General features: G+C 59.1%; 14 protein-coding genes. 1 reads left to right on the forward strand and 13 read right to left on the reverse strand.

Annotation, left to right across the window (positions count from 1 at the left end; genetic code table 11):
* Nucleotide 1 precedes the first annotated feature (1 nt).
* The 5 genes from BM225_RS05135 to aroQ all read right to left on the reverse strand — a co-directional run bounded on the left by BM225_RS05135 (nt 2) and on the right by aroQ (nt 8,525).
* The gene (locus BM225_RS05135) at nt 2-2,290 is read right to left on the reverse strand and encodes an ATP-binding cassette domain-containing protein (protein ID WP_083595721.1); all 2,289 of its coding nucleotides are present in this window, start codon (nt 2,288-2,290) and stop codon (nt 2-4) included.
* Nucleotides 2,287-3,582: a TolC family protein gene (locus BM225_RS05140; protein WP_092463914.1), complete on the reverse strand. Its 1,296-nt coding sequence runs from the start codon at nt 3,580-3,582 to the stop codon at nt 2,287-2,289. Before BM225_RS05140 ends, BM225_RS05135 begins: the two co-directional genes overlap by 4 nt.
* Nucleotides 3,583-3,682: 100 nt before the next feature.
* Entirely contained in the window at nt 3,683-6,097 is a 2,415-nt protein-coding gene (locus BM225_RS05145; protein WP_072707472.1) for an Ig-like domain-containing protein, read from the reverse strand.
* 712 nt (nt 6,098-6,809) lie between these two features.
* Nucleotides 6,810-7,694, reverse strand: a complete 885-nt coding sequence (gene purU, locus BM225_RS05150; RefSeq protein WP_072707474.1) for a formyltetrahydrofolate deformylase — start codon at nt 7,692-7,694, stop codon at nt 6,810-6,812.
* Nucleotides 7,695-8,090: 396 nt separating this feature from the next.
* Complete coding sequence (aroQ, locus tag BM225_RS05155; protein ID WP_072707476.1) at nt 8,091-8,525, reverse strand: type II 3-dehydroquinate dehydratase; 435 nt, start codon at nt 8,523-8,525, stop codon at nt 8,091-8,093.
* A 249-nt stretch (nt 8,526-8,774) separates the two neighbouring features.
* On the opposite strand from aroQ, the gene BM225_RS05160 reads away from it, so the two are divergent.
* On the forward strand, nt 8,775-10,394 hold the full coding sequence (locus tag BM225_RS05160; RefSeq protein ID WP_072707478.1) for a methyl-accepting chemotaxis protein: 1,620 nt from the start codon (nt 8,775-8,777) through the stop codon (nt 10,392-10,394).
* Nucleotides 10,395-10,398: 4 nt separating this feature from the next.
* Here BM225_RS05160 and BM225_RS05165 read toward each other — a convergent pair whose 3' ends face one another.
* The 8 genes from BM225_RS05165 to BM225_RS05200 all read right to left on the reverse strand — a co-directional run bounded on the left by BM225_RS05165 (nt 10,399) and on the right by BM225_RS05200 (nt 19,186).
* A complete protein-coding gene (locus BM225_RS05165; protein WP_072707480.1) occupies nt 10,399-11,514 on the reverse strand; it encodes a THUMP domain-containing class I SAM-dependent RNA methyltransferase in 1,116 nt (371 codons plus the stop codon).
* Nucleotides 11,515-11,624: 110 nt separating this feature from the next.
* Nucleotides 11,625-12,872, reverse strand: coding sequence for a saccharopine dehydrogenase family protein (locus tag BM225_RS05170; protein ID WP_072707482.1), 1,248 nt, complete (start codon nt 12,870-12,872; stop codon nt 11,625-11,627).
* A gap of 61 nt (nt 12,873-12,933) precedes the next feature.
* On the reverse strand, nt 12,934-14,028 hold the full coding sequence (locus BM225_RS05175; protein ID WP_072707484.1) for a carboxynorspermidine decarboxylase: 1,095 nt from the start codon (nt 14,026-14,028) through the stop codon (nt 12,934-12,936).
* A 174-nt stretch (nt 14,029-14,202) separates the two neighbouring features.
* Nucleotides 14,203-15,393 carry an acetyl-CoA C-acyltransferase gene (locus BM225_RS05180; protein ID WP_072707487.1) on the reverse strand — a complete coding sequence of 397 codons (1,191 nt, stop codon included), beginning with the start codon at nt 15,391-15,393 and terminating at the stop codon, nt 14,203-14,205.
* A gap of 169 nt (nt 15,394-15,562) precedes the next feature.
* On the reverse strand, nt 15,563-16,819 hold the full coding sequence (locus tag BM225_RS05185) for a TRAP transporter large permease (RefSeq protein ID WP_072707489.1): 1,257 nt from the start codon (nt 16,817-16,819) through the stop codon (nt 15,563-15,565).
* 12 nt (nt 16,820-16,831) lie between these two features.
* Nucleotides 16,832-17,404 (reverse strand): TRAP transporter small permease, encoded by a 573-nt coding sequence (locus BM225_RS05190; RefSeq protein ID WP_072707491.1) that lies wholly within the window; start codon nt 17,402-17,404, stop codon nt 16,832-16,834.
* Nucleotides 17,404-18,363, reverse strand: coding sequence for a TRAP transporter substrate-binding protein (locus BM225_RS05195; RefSeq protein ID WP_092463917.1), 960 nt, complete (start codon nt 18,361-18,363; stop codon nt 17,404-17,406). The genes BM225_RS05190 and BM225_RS05195 overlap by 1 nt, the downstream gene beginning before the upstream one ends.
* Nucleotides 18,364-18,433: 70 nt before the next feature.
* Nucleotides 18,434-19,186 (reverse strand): SDR family NAD(P)-dependent oxidoreductase, encoded by a 753-nt coding sequence (locus BM225_RS05200; protein ID WP_072707495.1) that lies wholly within the window; start codon nt 19,184-19,186, stop codon nt 18,434-18,436.
* Nucleotides 19,187-19,232: the final 46 nt, after the last annotated feature.

Raw genomic sequence — 19,232 nt, forward strand, 5'->3', positions numbered from 1 at the left:
GTTACCTCGTGATCTTGCCTGCCGCGTTGGCTGTCAGATGGGCGACAACTTCTTCGCGGGGTCCGTCCACAGCCATACGGCCGTTCTGGAAAATCAATGTGCGCTTGGTCAGCGACAGGATCGGCAGACGGTGCGTTGCCACAATCGTTGTGCGTCCCTTAAGCCAGCTGTCCAGACGGCTGACCAGAGTGGCTTCGAGAGTTTGGTCCAGCGACGCAGTCGGCTCGTCCAGAAGAACGATCGGCGGGTTCTGAAGCCATATCCGCGCCCAACCGATGGACTGGCGCTGACCCACGGACAGGCCCTGCCCGCCATCGGTGATCTCTAGATCAAGACCCTTGTGGTGGCCTTTGACAAAGGGGCCAAGGCCCGCGAAATCCAAGGCTTCGAACAGGCGCTCGTCGTCGCGCTCTAGCTGGTGCAGGTTCAGGTTCTCGCGCAGCGTGCCTGCGAACAGGCGCACGTCCTGACCCAAGTAGCCTATGTTGCGGCGCAGGTCGCGGGGCGCAATCTGGCCCATGTCCACACCGTCAATCATCACGCGGCCTTCGGTCGGCGCATAAAGGCCGGAAAGCAGCTTGAGGAAGGTCGATTTGCCCGAGCCATTTACACCCAGAACTGCGACGGACTCACCTTTGCCGATGGCCAAGGCGCGAATGTCCAGAATGGGTGCGCTGTCCTTGTCGTACTTGAACTGGACGTTGCGGAACTCGAAGCTGCCTTCCAGCTGATCGCGGCGCAGGTAGGTGCGGCCCTCGGCCAAGTCCTGTTCGGCTTCGGCAATCGCGTCCAGTGCATCAAGTGCACCGCGAACGTTTGACCAGCGAGCCAAGGTTCCCGCGAGCTGGGTCAAAGGAGCCAGTGTCCGGCTGGTCAGAATGCCGACCGCGATAATCGACCCCACGGTGAATTCACCGATAAAGACCAGATAGGTGCCTGTAACAACCGCTGCGATGTAAGTAGCTTGCTGGATACCTTGGCTCCAGTAGGTCAGCGCTGTCGCCATGCGGCGCTGTTCGCCCGACTTGATCGAGGACAGACCGGTCAATTCCATCCAAAGGCGGCGAATGCGATCTTCGCCGCGCTGTGTCTTGATGGTGTCGAGTTCAAAGATGGTCTCATGCAGCAAACGCGAAGAGCGGGTAGACGCCCCTTGGCTCTCGCGAGTCAGCTTGATCATCTTCTTTTGCAAGAAGAAGCCGGGCACGACCATGAGGATACCGCCGATCACCAGAACCCAGACCACGCTACCCGCGATCGAGGCGACAAGGATCAGGAAGACCAGAATGAACGGCAGGTCCGCCAGCGAGCCGATGGACGCCGCGGTGAAGAATTCACGGACTGATCCGAATTCGCGCATGGCCCCAAACAGCTGCGAGGACGACACCCCACGGCGGTCCGAGCGCATGCCCAAAAGCTTTTCCATTAGCATGCGCTGAATGTTCAGCTCGATCTGGCGACCGGCCGAATCCATCAGACGCGCGCGGGCCAGCTTCATCATCGCCTCTAGGCCCAAGGCCACCAGAGCGCCGATGGCCAGCACCCAAAGGGTTGCCTCTGACTGGTGCGGGATCACGCGGTCGTAAACCTGCAGCGAGAATAGTGCGACCGAGACGGCCAGAATGTTCGCAATCAACGATCCCAAAGCGATCTCGCCGATCTGGCGCTTGAACTTGGGGAATTCTCCCCAGAACCAGTGGGTTTCATCCTGGGTCGGGGCGTGGATCTTCTTGATCTGCTCGACGCTGACTTCGGCTCGGATCAGGACACCGGCGAAGAATGGTTCGAACTCGGTCAGGGGCACATAGGCGCGATTGTCGACGCAAGAGGTGTCGTAGATCACCACTTCGCTGCCGATCTGATCCAGCACAAGGATCGACTGACCGCTGACCATCTGCGCGATCGCGGGCCAATGGGCGGGCGTCAATGCGCCGACGGTCATGATCTTGGTGTGCAGACCGGCGGTTTGCAGACCGGCTGCCAGCGCTTTGGGCTGGGTGGCATCGGCCGTGCCCGACTTCATCATAGCGTCCAAAATATCACGCGGCGGGACGTTCACCCCCAGATATCCAGCGTAGACCGAAGCCAGATCGGCGCGCGCTTTGGCTCTGCCCTCGGGGTCGGCCTTGGGCTTGGTTGCCCACTTGGTCGCGATTTGCGCAATGCCCAGAATAGGATTCGCCGCCTTCTTAGGCGGCGTGACGTCGGGCGGGAGAACCGCCTTGGCTTTTCCTCCTGCGTCCTTGCCACCGGGTTGTACAGTCAGTGCGATGGGTGCCTTGCTGCTCATACGTCATCCCCGTCTACCAACAGACCGAATTCCTCGGCCATCTGCAGTTTTGTCAGGATCGCGTCGTACTTCAGCCCGACATGTTCGAGCCGGCGCGAAACCATGGTTTCGTAAACATTCACCACATCCATCACCTGACGCTGGCCAGCCTCATACTGCTCTTGAAAGGTCCGATAGTTCGAGACCGATTGACGGGCCAGTGTCCCAGTATTCGCGCTCTGACGGTCGAGCGACGCGAGGTATTCACGCAGGCGGGCAATCTTGCGATCCGAGTCCTCTTGCGCCTGTTCAATGCGGGCCGCGGCAGCTTTCTTGTCTGCCTCGATGGCGCCCAACGCGGCGCCGGTCCCCAGACCGATCAGATTGTCGGTTTCTACTGTGACACCCAAATCGGTGCTCACGTTGCTCGCGGTGCCGCCAGCGGTCAGCGACGGCAAGAAGCCTGCGCGCTCAATCTTGGTTTCGGCGACGTCGCGTTCCATCTCGGCCCGGGCACGAAGCACGTCCAGCGGCTGCACACCTGCGGGGAACATCGGCACGTCGGCCACGCCAGACACGTGGTCCAGAGGATACGCCGACATCGCGGCCAATTCGGCCAGCGCGGTCCGCTCTGCCTCTAAGTCAGCATTCAGGGTTTCGCGTGCCTCGTCCAGTTTCAGACGTAGCACCTGCTCGTCCGAGGTATCGGATACCCCCCCCGCCACACGCGCTTCCATGATGCGCATGAATTCGGTCATATCAGCTGCGGCCTGACGGGTAATCCCGACACGGGCGCGGGCCTTTTCGGCCTGAAGGTACAGCTCCAGCGCAGTCATTACACGGCGGTTGCTGTCCTCGGACAGGGTGACAGCGGCGACTTCGACGTCAGCACGGGCTAGCTCTCGCTCGGCCTTGCGCTTGCCATTGTCGAACAGCACCTGCTCGATGAACAGGCTCGCAACGAAATCGCTCATGCTGGTCAAGGAGATCGACGGCCCCAACTGCGGCAGCCAGTTCTTGTCTGCAGCCTTGGAACGCAGAAGCGCGGCACGCAACTCGGCCTCGGCCGCTCGTGCGTTCGCAGCCATCACCGCGTCTGCCACGGTGTCGTACGGGCTTTGGTCAGGCAGCAGGCTTTCACGCGCTTGAAGGGTGGCAATGATTTCAGAGCGCTGCTCTTGAATCATTGCCGCATCCGGCTCGGCAGCACCAGACGCAAACGGAGACCCTTGGGTCTCTTCGTAACTTTTACCGAAACAGCCAGCCAGCGCAAAGACGGCAACGCTGGCAGCGAGGGTCGCTGCCCGTCTCATGTATTCAGAACTCCGCTCGTGCACCGTTATGATTTTTTAGTTCGGTGCGGGCCTCAAAGAGCGGCGCGTGGTCCGCGCCGCCCTGTCTTGCTCGTTATGATCAGGTGTTGAACTGAATGTCTTCGTCCACCACGATGGTCGCGCCATCGTCGCCGACTGTGTAGACATCGTAGGTCTGGCCATCGATCGTCTGGGTCTCGCCGGTCGCGGTTGCGCCGGTTACGGTGACGGTGTCATCGCTTTCACCCGCAATCGTGACAGTGTCGCCATTTTCCGACAAACCTTGGATCTGCTCTTCGGTCAGTTCGAGCGTGGCATCCGACAAGAAGGACAGGTCGATCGTGTCGATGTTGAACTCACCAAGGCCGGTCCAATCGGTGTCGACTGCGGTGTCATCGTTGTCCGGCAGAGCGATATACACCGAAGACGAGTTGCCTGCGTCATCCGAGTTTTCGAGGATCGCGTCGTTGCCCAAGGTGCCGTTGATACCGGTTTCGAAGTCGACGCTGGTGTATGTCGCCAGTTCGGTCGCGGTGGTCGCAACCTCAGACGCCGCACCACCCTCTGTGACCGAGTAGACCTGCACACCTTCGCTCTCGCCGGTCGTACGGAAGCCAACGGTGTTCACGTTGTCCTGCGAAATGGTGATGAAGCCAGCGTTCAGCGTCTCGGGGACCACGTTGTCGATGGTGATGGTTGTGTCATCGCCGTAGTCATCGCCGATGCCATCGGTGTTGCCCGCAAGATCGGTGACGTCGAGTTGAACCAGAACCTCACCATTGTTCACTTCGGGAACGACCGAAGCGTCGAAGGTCACAGTCCATTCGCCAGTGGTGGGATCCACAGTGGCAAGCGTCTGGGTGCTGTCATCGCCGTTCAGGGTCACGTAGACCTCGGTCGCGCCGATTTCAGCAGTACCGGTCAGGGTCAGGCCATCCGCTGTATCTTCGGAGTTGAACACGGTGCCGGTCGGGGTCAGATCATCAATGGCCAGATTGGTCACAACGGTGTCGACATAGACGGTGCCGGTCGCGCTGACGGTGCCATCGTTGGGATCCGCATCGGGGTTGCCCTCGACTGCGGTGTTACCCTCGTCGTCGGTCGCATAGATGTAGAGCGGCACGTCGTAGCGGTCGCCCAAAGTGACCTCGTCCTCTGGCACAACCAGTTCCCAGTTGCCGGTGTCGTCTGCAGTAACGGTGTACTCGGTGGTGCCCTGCTCGCCGCCAACGCGGATGGTCACGGTTGCGCCTGCTTCGGCCGTCCCGGTCAGGGTCACGCCGTCATCTGCGACCTCTTCTGCGTTCGCAGTAAAGTCGTCATCATACGCAGTGCCTTCGTTGCCAAAGGACTCGTAGTCTGCGGTCACATAAGTCTCGGTATCGAGCGCCAGCTCATCGGTCGTGGTGATCGAGTTGCCGTAGATGTCGGTCGAGACGATGGTGATGGGGGTGTTGCGGACACCGTCGGGATTAGCATCACCATCAGCGACTTCGTCCGAGGTGAATGCAATGCTCCAAGAGCCATCGTCTGCAACGATGGTGTCGCGCGTGGTGCCGTCAATGGTCAGTGCAACGGTGGAACCCGGCTCGCCCTCGCCGACGATCAGAACACCATCCTGATCTTCGTATTCTTCTTCGTTCCAGACATCGTCGGTCGAAACGGCACCATCAGTGATGATGGTTTCCGGCGGGATGGTGTCGACAAAGACAGACGGACCCTCGAGGTTGGTCACAGTACCATCGGGGTCGGTGATGGTGACCTCGGCAATGTGGCTGCCTTCGTCGGGAATGTTGCCCGGTTCGGTCGAAACTTGCCAGTCGCCATTATCATCTGCGGTGGTCGTCAGAGTCACGTCGCCGATAACAACTTCAACAGTCGATCCTGCAGGCGCGGTGCCGGTGATCGGAACCGACTGCGTTTCTTCGTCCGAAGTGACAGTGTAATCACCTGGATCAACGGTGGGCACGACCGGCGTGTTGGTCGAGTCATCACCGCTGCCATCGTCATCATCGCCATCGGCCAAGGCCGCCAGGCCCAAGAGACCCGCTGCTGCCAGACCGGCCGGTCCAAGGCCCGCGAGCGCGGCGGGTGCCAGCATCGCGACGGCTTCGTCATCTTCGGGTGCCATGGCGAAAATCTCATCGCCATCGACAAAGATCAGCTCGTCCGATGGGCTCCACTTGCCCCAGGTCGCAACGTCTGCGTATCCACCAAAGGTCGACGCGCCTTCTTCGCCGGTGATAATCACCTGCGACAGTTCACCGTCGGCCGATACGAACAGCTTGTTTTCCGCGCCACTGAAATAATCTTGCAGCACAATCACGCGGCCGTCAGCCAGCGCGATTTGAAGGTTGGCCCCCTCACGCACGTAATTCATGACTGAATCACGACGCAAATTCAGAGAGATTTCCTGGCCACCTGTAACTTGAAGAACGGTCTGGCCGCCCTCTCCTGCTAAGCCACCACGATAAATACCTGTGCCGTCCTTGACGACATAGTCAACTGACTGCATTGCTCTGCTCCGCCTCAAATAGGCCCGTCTTTTCGCGTGGCCTTATTACCATTGGTACTGAAGCTACCCCCTTTTGGACACAATCTCCAGTATTTTTGGGGGAGCGGGGCCCATTGTGGCCTAAATCACGCTCTATCGGACAATTCGCATGGATAGGAGGGCGGAAATCACCGAAGGCTAGCCCGTTTGATCTATATTTTTGCAACAGCACATTCCGATCACAAAGATTGTTGCAAAGACTCTCCAGACGCGAGTCGGCGCGGTTCGCACGAGCTTCCTGCTCTAACACAGGCGTCTCGCGCAGAATTTCCGGATTATCCACAGGCCCGAAGAATCGAGTTTCTATCCGTGATCAGACGCATCGCGAATCTGTAATTTCGTCGTTTTCCTTTTGTTTTTCGCGCCCAATTCGAATTCTGCCCTTCCGCAAAGGAAGCCCTCCGGACCATATCCGTTATCCATAGTTACGAACTCCAGGTGGCCCTCCAGAAAGAGTCCCACTCTCAACTTGAGATAGGAGGCGTGCCATTTCTCTTTCGTATAGACGAGGATGCGCAGTATTTAGCTCTCAGGCCCTGCTCTCTATTTTGTATTTTTGTCGGTCGCATAGCTGCGTTTTCGGGCAACCGCACCGCTTTGAGGCGAAGATTGGGCAAGAAAAAGGCCCGCACCACTGGGTGCAGGCCTTGCTGAGTTTAATTGTGGCGGACGCTTAGCCCATGCGCTCAGACGCGTAGGAACCCGGGCTCGCGGGGAAGACCACGGTCTTGTTGCCGTTCAGGAAGACGCGGCGGTGAATGTGCGCATGGATCGCACGGGCCAGAACTTGAGCTTCGACGTCACGGCCCAGCGAGACGTAGTCGTCGGGGCTCTGCGCGTGGGTCACGCGGATGATGTCCTGTTCGATGATCGGACCTTCGTCCAGATCGGCAGTGACGTAGTGCGATGTCGCGCCGATCAGCTTCACACCGCGCTCAAACGCCTGCTTGTAAGGGTTTGCCCCTTTGAAGGAGGGCAGGAACGAGTGGTGAATGTTGATGATGCGGCCGGACATCTTCTGGCACATCTCGTCCGACAGGATCTGCATGTAGCGCGCCAGAACAATCAGATCGGCGCCAGTGTCGGTGACGACCTGCATGATCTGCGCCTCGGCCTGAGGCTTGTTCTCTTTGGTCACCTTGATGCAATGGAAGGGGATGTCATGGTTCACGACGACCTTCTGGTAGTCCATGTGGTTCGAGATCACCGCTACGATATCGATGGGCAGCGCGCCGATGCGCCAGCGGTACAGCAGGTCGTTCAGGCAGTGGCCAAAACGCGAGACCATGATGACGACTTTCATCTTCTCGGACTCGTCATGGAAGGTGAAGTCCATGTCGAACTCGCCCGCCAGACCGCCAAAGCCTTCTTCCAACTCGGGCAGCTCTTTGCCCTGCTCGCTACTGAAGCTGACGCGCATAAAGAAGTTGCCAGTTTGCTTGTCATCAAACTGCGAGCTGTCGGTGATGTTGCAGCCTTTGTCAGCGAGGTAGTTTGCGATGGCGGCCACGATCCCGCGGGTCGAGGGGCAGGTGACGGTCAGAGCATACTTTGTCATGCGTGTGATCCTTGAGCGGTCGTCTTGAGCGTGAAATACGATAAGTGTTGGCGTAGAACTGCGCCTCGGCCCGCGTGGTTTCCCCTTTGGTGACGCAGAGCAGCTTTCCTGAAGCAATTCCTAGCGCGTCGTTTTGGAAAGAATCTGTCGGAAAACGCCAGATCACCTGCGATTAGCGTCCTGCGCTGTTGCGAGCGGCAAAGAGTATCTGCAGCGTCCATCCGCGTTCTGTTCCAATTCCAAGGTCCACCCCGAACCTGAGGCGTGCGGGCGAGTATCCTGATCCCCTGCCCTATCGGAACGAAAAAACGCCCGCTTTCTGACGAAAGGGGCGTTTCGATGTCTGCGATGGGAACAGGGGTTTCCGATGATGGACGCCTCGTACCGATGGGAACGTTAGACCAACTGAACCAGACGGCGCAGCGCGGCCATATAACCTTCGATGCCCAGACCAGCGATCACGGCGGTCGCGATATCAGAGACATAAGAATGGTGACGGAAAGCTTCGCGCGCATGCACGTTCGAAATATGCACTTCAAAGATCGGCATCTCGCAGGTGACGAGTGCATCTCGGATCGCCACCGACGTGTGCGTGTAGGCGGCGGGATTAATCACGATCCCGCAGGCCTCGAGCCGCGCGCGCTGAACCAGCTCGACGATTTCGCCTTCGTGGTTGCTCTGGGCAAAGACCAGATCATGCCCATGCTCCGACGCCAATGCACGGCACTTGGCTTCAACATCAGCCAGCGTGTCATAGCCGTAGACTTCGGGTTGGCGGGTCCCCAGCATATTCAGGTTGGGCCCGTTCAGGACAAAAATCGGTTTCGACATAGGAATGCTCCGGAATAACTCTGCTAAGGCCTCTCAAATTCCACGGCTCCGGTCAATTGTGTAGCGTGGTCCGGTCGGCGGCCGCAGCCCCACACTTCTGGATGGGGCCCTCAGCGCGAGCCTACTTTTTCACAGGCAATGCAGTCCGATGCGCGGAGCGGCACGCTGCCAGCTGCGGTTAAACTACAGGTCACTCTTCCGTTCCACGCGGCACGCCATGGTGGTAGCCGTCAGCTTTGGAGCCCATCCATGCGCCTATCTCTCAAGTTTCGCCTTGTGGTAACGTTTCTGCTGCAATTCGCATTTCTCGTCGGCATGGGGGTTCTGGTTCTTTATGAACTCAGCCGCATTCAGGCCAACAGCGACGCCATCGTGAACGAGAATTTCAAACGTGTGCAAATCTTTGATGAGCTTGCCGAACGCCAAGCCGTGATCCAGCGCATCATGCGAGATTACCTGTTGCTCGACGCCAAAGAGCAGCGCCGTTCCTTCAAGGCGGAACTCAAGGCGAACCGCGCGCAACTCGACGACCGCTTAGCCAAAGCGCGCGACGGGGCCTCGCCCGAGACGCTGGCGCTGCTGGACCGTTACTCTGGTCTGCGAAACGAGTTGGAAACGATCAACAAGAAGGTCATGCAGGTCCTGACCTTTGGTGGCGCCAGCAAGGCAGGCGAGTTGCTCTATATGAACAGCTCTATCGTCGACTCCGAAATGGCCACGCTGATCGGCGGAATCTTGGAAAAGGAACGCAAGGCGATGGACGCCGCACTGGTCCAATCAGCCAAGACCTTTGACCAAGCGCGGATGATTGCAATCGGTCTTCTCGCTGTCGCAGCTCTGGTCTCTATCGTTTCTTCAATTAGCACCGTGTCCACCCTGTCCCGCGGTTTTCGCAAGGCCAATGACCTGAGCGCGCGCGTAGCAGATGGGGATCTGACGCAGACGGCGCGACACAAAGACAGAAACGAGATTGGCGACCTGCTGGACAACTTGAACCGGATGGTGACGAGTCTGCGCGGGATCGTCGGCGAAGTGTCGACAGGTGCTCAGAATGTGGCGATCGGGTCGAACCAGATGGCACAAACCTCCGAGGATTTGCGTACCTCAGCGACCACGCAAGCCAGTTCGACCGAGAGTGTATCTGCTGCAATCGAACAGATGACAGCCAACATCGCTCAAACAGCCGAGAACGCCGCCGAGACCGAGAAATTCGCAGCCGAAGCAGCGATTGAGGCACGCCAGAGCGGCGACGCAGTGACCCAGTCCATGTCTGCCCTTCACGACATTCTGGCCAAGATCGAAGTCGTCCAAGAGATCGCGCGACAGACCGACCTGCTGGCCCTGAACGCTGCGGTCGAGGCCGCTCGGGCGGGGGAACATGGCCGTGGGTTTGCGGTTGTCGCCTCGGAAGTGCGCAAGCTGGCAGAGCGCAGCCAGTATGCCGCAACCGAGATCGGCGCGATCTCTCATGGCACCGTCGATGCAGCCCAGAACGCCAGCGAAATGCTATCAAAGCTGGTCACGGCAATCGAACAGACATCCGACCTTGTGGCGGGTATTTCGCGGTCTAATGCTGAAATCTCGATGGGCGCGCAGAGCGTGCGCCAGACGATCTTGGAACTTGATGGCTCGACGCAGGCGAACGATGCCGCCTCCGAGGAGCTGTCGTCCACTGCCGAAGAGCTGTCTGCACAGGCCGCCACGTTGCGCGATTCGATCCGCATCTTTCGCCTGAGCGACGACATCGGCGAACCGAGCCCCGAGACCGATCTAAGCGAATTCGTTGTCGCCAGCGACACACCAATTGAGCTGTCGCTGAACGAGGACGCGGACAAGAAGGACCAGAAAGTAGACTTCACGCCCGCCTAAGATTTTAAGATAGCGGATCTGTCTGATGCAGCGTGATCCGCATGCCGCCATGGGGCACGGGCGGCGTCGTGGGCAGGAACGGCAAACCGGTCGCTTTGGCCAGACCACCATCTGTAGTGATGATGCCAACACGCCAGCCTTTGAACCGCTCTGACAGGGTTTTACCCAAGGCGCCGTACAACGCAAAAAGCTGTTTCTTGTTGCCAATGCGGCCACCATAAGGCGGGTTCACAATAACAATGCCGGGTGCGCAATCTGGGCGCTGTAGGTCACTCACCGCCGCATGGCGGAATTCCGTCAAGGCAGCGACGCCCGCCTTTTCTGCATTCACGGTGCTCATGTGAATAGCGCCGGTATCGCGGTCCGACCCGTAGAACTGGGCGGCAACCTTCTGGGGCTGCACGCCGGCCTTCATCGCGTCAAACGCGGCTGGATCGAAATTCTTCAGCGTCTGGAAAGCAAAACTACGGGTTCGGCCGGGATAGAGACCCATCGCCATTTCCGCTGCCTCGATCACAAAGGTGCCGGACCCACACATCGGATCCATCACCGCTTGCGACCCGTCATACCCCATCTGCCGCAGGAAAGCGGCGGCAAGGTTTTCACGCATCGGCGCCTTGTTCACACGCTCCTTGTGGCCGCGTTTGTGCAGACTCTCACCGCTGGTATCGATGCTAAATGTGCAGAGGTCATCCTCGATCCGCAGCTTAATCACCAACTCTGCCTCGGGATCAATGACTGCACTGACACTGTCTTTCAGCGCGGTCTTCACACGATCCGCCGCGGCGCGGTCATGGTAAATCTTGGATTTACGGCATGTAGCCTCGACCTTGACGGATACACCCTGCGGCAGCAGTGCGGCCCAGTCGATCTTGCGGCTGCGCTTGTCCAGCTGCGCCAAGTGCATCGCGCGAAAACTGGCAAAACGGGCCAAGACCCGCACTGGAGTCCGCAGTTGCAGATTGGCGCGCCAGACCTCGGGCCAGTCGCCGCGAACGGTGATACCGCCCGCCTGCTGGGTCACGCCTGAGAAGCCGCGCTCGCGGGCCTCGGCGGCGATGACGCTTTCCAGCCCAGGCGGGGCCACCAAGAAGATGTCGAAGGTGTTTTCAGATTCCATGCCCGCTTCATTAGCGGCATTCCGGCAGGCACGCGACAGAAATCAGGTCATAGGCACGCAAACGAAAAAGGGCGGGGAAACCCCCGCCCTGCGTCCGTCAATCAGACAGATTATTCGTTCCAGGCTTTGTCCTCGCCGCCCAAGCCACCAACCTGCACACGGGTCGGCAGACCGATGTTATCGAGGATGGTGAAGAAGGGCTTGGGGTCCAGCTCTTCGACATTTTTCATGGTCTTGGCGTCCCACTCTCCGGTCGCAACCAGCATTGCGGCAGCCACGGGCGGCACACCGGCGGTGTAGCTGATCCCCTGCGAGCCAACCTCGTTGTAGGCGTCCTTGTGGTCGGCCACGTTGTAAACGAACACCTCGACGTCCTGACCGTCTTTGGTGCCCTTGACCAGATCGCCGATGCAGGTTTTGCCGGTATAATTCGGCGCGAGGCTCGACGGATCGGGCAGCACGGCCTTCACCACTTTCAGCGGAACGACTTCCTGTCCTTCGGCGGTCTTCACAGGCTGTTCGGACAGCAGGCCAAGGTTTTGCAGGACGGTGAATACGTTGATGTAGTGATCACCAAAGCCCATCCAGAAACGCACATCTGCCTGCGGGTAGTTTGTCGCAAGCGAGTGCACCTCGTCGTGGCCGGACTGGTAGGCGCGGCTGGTTCCAACGACCGGCAGCTCCCAGTCGTGACCAGTCTCGAACATCTTCTTCTCTTTCCACTGCTGGTCTTCCCAGTAGTAGACGACGCCGGTGAATTCGCGGAAATTGATCTCGGGGTCGAAGTTGGTGGCAAAGTACTTGCCGTGCGAGCCCGCGTTGATGTCCACGATGTCGATGGACTTCACTTCGTCCATGTATTCGTCGATCGCAAAGCGCGCAAACGCGTTCACAACACCCGGGTCAAAGCCCGCACCCAGAATGGCGGTCACGCCCTTCTCGGCGCATAGGTCACGCTTTTTCCACTCATAGTTAGCGTACCACGGCGGGGTCTCGCAGATTTTGGTCGGGTCTTCGTGAATAGCGGTGTCGATATAGGCCGCACCGGTTTCGATGCAGGCATCCATGACGGTCATGTTCACAAAGGCCGAGCCGACGTTGATCACGATCTGCGCGCCGGTCTTGTTGATCAGCGCTGCAACAGCCGCGCTGTCCATCGCGTCAACCTGATGGGCTTCCAGAACGCCCTCTTGCTTCATCGCGCCCTTCTCACGGACCGACTCAAGGATCGCCTCGCATTTGGAAAGCGTCCGGCTTGCGATATGGATATCACCAAGCACATCGTTATTCTGCGCGCATTTATGCGCCACGACCTGAGCGACGCCACCAGCGCCGATGATGAGTACGTTCTGTTTCAACGTATCGAACCCCCTTGTCTCTGTGTTTAGGGAAAAGTTCTATCGCCCGAAGACGACGCGATCACGACAAGGCTGCCGCGAAATCCTGATAATCAAAGTCCCGAACCAGACGCTCGGTTCCGTCCAATTCGCGGATGGCAATAGCGGGCATCTTCACGCCATTGAACCAGTTCTTTTTGACCATCGTATAGCCAGCTGCATCCTGAATGCTGATGCGGTCCCCTGCCTTTAGCGGCTCGGGGAATCTGAATTCGCCAAAGATGTCACCGGCCAGACAGGACTTGCCGCAGACCATCCATTCCTGATCACCGGACTGCTCCATCCGCGCGCTTTCGCGGTAGATCAACAGGTCCAGCATATGCGCTTCGATGCTGCTGTCCACAATGGCAAGGTTTTTGCCGTTGAACAGAGTATCCAGAACGGTGACCTCGAGCGTGGTGGATTTGGTGATCGCGGCCTCGCCGGGCTCTAGGTAAACCTGCACTTCGTTCTGGTCACTAAAGCGTTTCAGACGTTCGGCCAGTTTGTCCAGCGGGTAGCCTTCGCCGGTGAAGTGGATACCGCCGCCAAGGCTGATCCATTTCATCTGGCGGATCAGGTAGCCAAAGCGCTGCTCAATGCCGCTCAGCATCGCGTCAAAGCGGTCGAAATCCGCGTTCTCGCAGTTGTTGTGGAACATGAAACCGCTGATCAGATCGACCACCGGCTCAATGTTCGCAGGGTCATGCTCACCAAGGCGGCTAAAGGGGCGCGAGGGGTCCGCCAGATCAAAGCCGCTGGTCGATACACCCGGGTTCACGCGAAGACCGCGCGTGTGGTTGCGGCTAACTTCCTCGAAACGGTTCAGTTGCCCGACGGTGTTGAAGATGACCTTGTCCGAACTTGCCAAGACTTCGTCGATCTCGTGATCGGCCCACGCCACGGAATAGGCATGGGTTTCGCCCGGAAACTTCTCGCGCCCGAGCTTCACTTCGTAAAGCGAGCTAGAGGTCGTGCCGTCCATATACTCGCTCATCATGTCGAACACGGACCAAGTGGCAAAGCATTTCAGCGCCAACAAAGCCTTGGCCCCAGAATGCTCGCGCAGCCACGCGATCTTTTCCATGTTCGGCAACAGGCGCGATTTGTCGATCAGGTAATAGGGCGTCTGGAGCATGTCTCTGCCTTCCGGTTAGCGCATCCGCACAGGACATCGGCATATATGGAAAGACCCCAGACCCGACAAGCCAAGGATCGCCGATAATTCACGGGAATCGTTTCCCATGCGGATACTTAGCGCCCGTTGCCGAAAACTCCAAAGACTGAAAGCTCACAACATTCTTATGCGGGCCTAATTGACACGTTCGATGGCGATTGCTGTCGCCTCTCCGCCGCCGATGCAGAGGGACGCCATCCCGCGTTTCAGGTCATACGTTTCAAGCGCGCTCAGCAGTGTGACCATGACACGCGCCCCTGACGCACCAATCGGGTGGCCCAGGGCACAAGCCCCGCCATGAATATTCACCTTGTCATGGGGTAGATCGAGGTCCCGCATCGCCGCCATCGCGACGACGGCGAAGGCTTCATTCACTTCGAACAAGTCAATATCCTTCAGGTCCCAGCCCGACTTCTCTGACAGCTTGCGCATGGCCCCAATCGGGGCCGTCGGGAACAGGTTCGGCTCATGGGCATGGGTGCTGTGCCCGTGGATGATCGCACGGGGCGTCAAACCGCGCCGCTCTGCTTCGGACATCCTCATCAGGACCATCGCCGCAGCGCCATCGCTGATAGAAGACGCATTTGCCGCCGTGACCGTCCCGTCTTTGCGGAAGGCAGGGCGCAGGCCGGGTATCTTATCAGGGCGTGCGTTGCCGGGCTGCTCATCGGTGTCGACCTCAACCTCTGCCCGTCCCTGACGCACAGTGATCGGCGTAATCTCTGACGCGAACTTGCCTTCTTTGATCGCGGCATTCGCGCGGTCCAAAGACGCAATAGCATAGGCATCCTGTGCCTCTCGGGTGAATTGATAGGCCTCGGCACAGTCCTCGGCAAAGGTGCCCATCAGGCGGCCTTTGTCGTAGGCATCTTCCAAGCCGTCCAGAAACATGTGGTCAATCACCTGACCGTGCCCCATCCGGTAGCCGCCGCGCGCTTTGGGCAGCAGGTAGGGGGCGTTCGACATGCTCTCCATCCCGCCCGCGATGATGACATCCGCGCTGCCCGCGAGGATGAGGTCATGTGCCAGCATCGCCGCCTTCATCCCTGATCCGCACATTTTGTTGACAGTCGTTGCCCCAGCAGACAAAGGCAGCCCCGCGCCCAAGGCCGCCTGACGCGCCGGAGCCTGCCCCTGCCCCGCAGGCAAGACGCAGCCCATAATCACCTCTTCCACTGCATCCGCGCTCAGGCCTGCACCGGTCAAAGCACCTTTGATCGCGCTGGCCCCGAGTTCAGCCCCAGGGGCCCCTTCGAGCGCGCCTTGGAACCCGCCCATCGCTGTTCGAGATGCACCGACAATGACGATCGGATCTTTGCTGGACATGAAACTCTCCCCTGTTTCGTCCGCGGCACGCTCCTCCGTGCCGGTCCGCGCCAGAGTGATCCGCCACCTGCCCTCCTGTCCAGCGGTCGGGCAAAGTCACGCTACGTCACACAAACGAAAACGCGGGCCCCACAGGACCCGCGTTCACTGTCGTCTCGGATAGCTGCGATCAGTAAATCGTCAGCGCCGGCACATACGATATGAGCATCAACACAATCAGCGCTACCGCATAAAACGGCAGGAGCGATTTGACGGTCGGCCCCAACTTTGAGTCCGCAATCCCCATAGAGATAAACAGCGTCGTTCCCACCGGCGGCGTATACAGGCCAACAGCAAGGTTCACGACCATCATCAGACCCAGCTGCACCAGATCCAGACCGATCGACTGACCAATGGTCACGAACAGCGGTCCCAGCAGCAGCACAGCTGCAGGCAGGTCAAGGAAGGCCCCCACGACCAGCATCACGAGGTTCAGCATCAGAATGACCATCCAAGGGTCCGCAAAGGTCGCGGCGACCCAAGATGCCAGTTCCTGCGGAATACGCTCTGCGGTCATCACCCACTGGAGGGTCGAAGACGCCATGATGATCAACATGACCGCACCAGTCATGGCGGCCGTATCGACAAGTGCGTCCCAAATCTCTTTGGGGCCGAGATCACGGTAGATGCCACCCGATACCAGCAGAGCGTAGGCCACGGCCATCACCGATACTTCGGTCGGGGTCGCAATGCCGAAACGCAGGGTACCGATGACGAAGATGGGCATGATCAGCGCTGGGATCGCAGCAAAGAGCTGCCCCTTGAAGGCGTGGAATCCCCCTTCGAGCGGCGAGCGCGGCAGGTTCTGTTTGCGCGCGGTCCACCAAACGGTGGTGAACATGCCTACACCCAGCAAAATGCCGGGCAGAACACCCGCAACAAACAGGTCCACGATCGACACGTTCGACACGAGGCCAAACAGGATCAGCGGGATCGAGGGCGGGATCAGGACCGACACGGTCGATGACGCCGAGTTCACCGCAGCCGCAAAACCCGATGGATACCCTTGCTTCTTCTGTACGGGGATCAGCGCGTTCCCCAATGCCGAAGCGTCCGCGACAGCCGAACCCGACACGCCGCCGAACATGACAGAGCCGATGATCGAGACTTGGCCCAAACCGCCCTTCATGTTGCCAACGAACAGGCGCGCAATGTTCACGAGGTACTGCCCGAACCGGCCCGACATCATCAGGTTGCCCGCAAGAATAAAGAACGGGATCGCGAGCATCGGGAAGCTCTGCGTCGGCGTGTACAGGCGCTGAGCAATCACCGCCATCGGCTTGCCATCCAGCCACAGGGCCGCTGCAACGCCCCCCAGCATCGCGTGCCCGATCGGCACCGCAAACGCTAGCAGGATAAAGAATACCCAGATCATAGGTCCGGTCATGGCTTCCCCCTCTTAACTCAAACTGCGACGTTCGACGTCGCTGGTCGCCACGGACGCACCACTCAGCAGGCGCAGGATCTCGAGCACGGAGATCAGGCCCATACCTGCGAATGCGTAAACAAGGCTCAGGTAGCCCCAGTACTGCTTGATCCCCAGCGTCGACAAAGTCTGGAACTTGGACGCAATCAGGATTGGCTGGCTGGACTGTAGAACTGTGACAGAAATCACGATGATCGCGACTTCGATCATCACCAGAAGACCGCGCCGCAAGTCTACGGGCAGGAAATCGGGCAAAATGGTGATCGCGATGTTTGTACCGCGCGATGCGGCAATCACCAGCCCCGATGCCACCAACCAAGGGAGCAGCAGTGCATGGATTTCATAGGCCCAAGAAATACCGGACCCAAAGGCATACCGCAGGACCACGTTGGCCAACAGCGCCACAAACATAAACACAATGGTGCCGACCGCGATTAGCTTTCCCGAGAGCGCGATCAGACGGATGATCTGCGTGACATACCGGTGAAGGGGACGCGTTTGCGCCCCCTCCCCATTGTTCGGGCTCACGCCGAAACCATTACCCATTACTGGGCCGTCGCCTCTTGCAGCGCTTTGACCAGCTCGGGGTAGGTCTCTGCGTACTTTTCGTAGACGGAAGCGGTCGCGGCTTTGTAAGCCTCTTTGTCTGCATCAGCAAAGGTTGCGCCTTCTGCTTCCATTTTCGGAGGCAGCGAGGTGTCGCCTTCTTGGCTCAGGTTGCGCTGCAGTTCGCCCGCTTCGGCAGTCGCCTTCAGCGCGCATTCCTGCTTGTCTGCGTCCAGAGTTGCCCACCAAGCAAGACCTGCGACCACGGGGGTCGACTCGTACTTGTGGCCGGTCATGGTCACGTAGGGGGTGATCTCGTGCAGCTTGGCCGAGTAGATGTTGGTCAGCGGGTTTTCCTGACCGTCAAAAACGCCGGACTGCAGAGCGGTCGGCAGTTCCGACCATGCCAGAGGTGCAGGTGCTGCGCCCAGAGCCTCGAAGATATCGACGGTCATCTGATCCGGGGGAGTGCGGATTTTCATGCCCTTCAGGTCTTCGGGGGACGAAACATTCTTGGAAACGTGGGTCACGTTACGGATGCCGTTGTCCCAGAAACCAAGGATCTTCAGACCCGAGTTCTGTGCGCGCTGATCCAGCATGTCACCGGCTTCGCCGTCCAGAACTTCCCACGCGCTCGGCAGGTCGTTGAACAGGAAGGGCAGACCCAGCAGACCGATCTCGGGGACGATCTGGCTCATGGCGCCTTGGCTGTTCGCCGACACCTGAATAACACCTGCAGTGGCAGAGGTCAGCATTTCAACGTCGTTACCCAGAGTGGCCGACGGTGCGTGGTTCACAGTGTCGCCCGAGCACTCTGCGTAGACTTCTGCCCACTTCTCGGCCGCGACATAGCGGGGGTTACCGGGGTTTGCGCCGTGGGCAAAGATGACCTCGGCTGCGTTTGCAGTGCCTGCCACCATGGTGCTCGCGGCCAGTGCAGCGTAAACTACAGATTTCATTAGTCTCTCCTCGTTACTAACTTAGGTGAAGACCGCAGCGCGAACTCCTCCGGACGCGCTGCGGAGGGGTTTAGTGGATGAGCGAGCCGCCGTTCACGTCGACTTCGGTGCCGGTGCAATATGCCGACAGGTCCGATGCTAGGAACAGTGCGCAGCCTGCTACATCCGATGCCTCGCCAGCGCGGCCCATCGGGATGCCTTCGAGGATCATCTCTTTCATTTCGGGTGTAAGTTTACCACCCGTAATATCGGTCGCGATAAAGCCGGGGCAGATCGCGTTGAAGCGGATCTGATCGGGGGCGAATTCGCGGGCCATCGCCTTGGTCAGACCCAGAATACCTGCTTTTGCTGCCGAGTAGTGCGGGCCGCCAAAGATGCCGCCACCGCGCTGAGCGGACACAGACGACAGGTTAACGACACTACCGGATTTCTGTTGTTGCATGATCGGCATGCAGACCTGCGACATGTACAGGGTGCCACGCAGGTTGACGTCCATGACCGCGTCATAGTTGCCAGCTTCGATCTGGAGCGATTTCAGAGGCTGGGTGATACCAGCGTTGTTGACCAGAATGTCGATGCGGCCCCATTTGGCGGTCAGCGCGTCAACAGCCGCTTGGCATGCGTCCTTGTCGATGACGTTGCACGCCAGGCCAACGTGCTGCTCGCCGATGTCGGCTGCTGCTGCCTTGGCTGCGTCTTCGTCCAGGTCCAGGATCGCAACGGTTGCGCCGTGCTCGGCGAATAGTTTTGCAGTCGCTTTACCAAGGCCACGTGCCGAAGCCGCGCCGGTGACGATTGCGAATTTACCTTCTAGTAGGCCCATGAGCGCCTCTCCTCCGAAGTAGTAGTGATTAGGGGTGTGTCGCGGG

This window comes from Donghicola eburneus (assembly GCF_900115865.1).
Lineage (GTDB): Bacteria > Pseudomonadota > Alphaproteobacteria > Rhodobacterales > Rhodobacteraceae > Donghicola > Donghicola eburneus.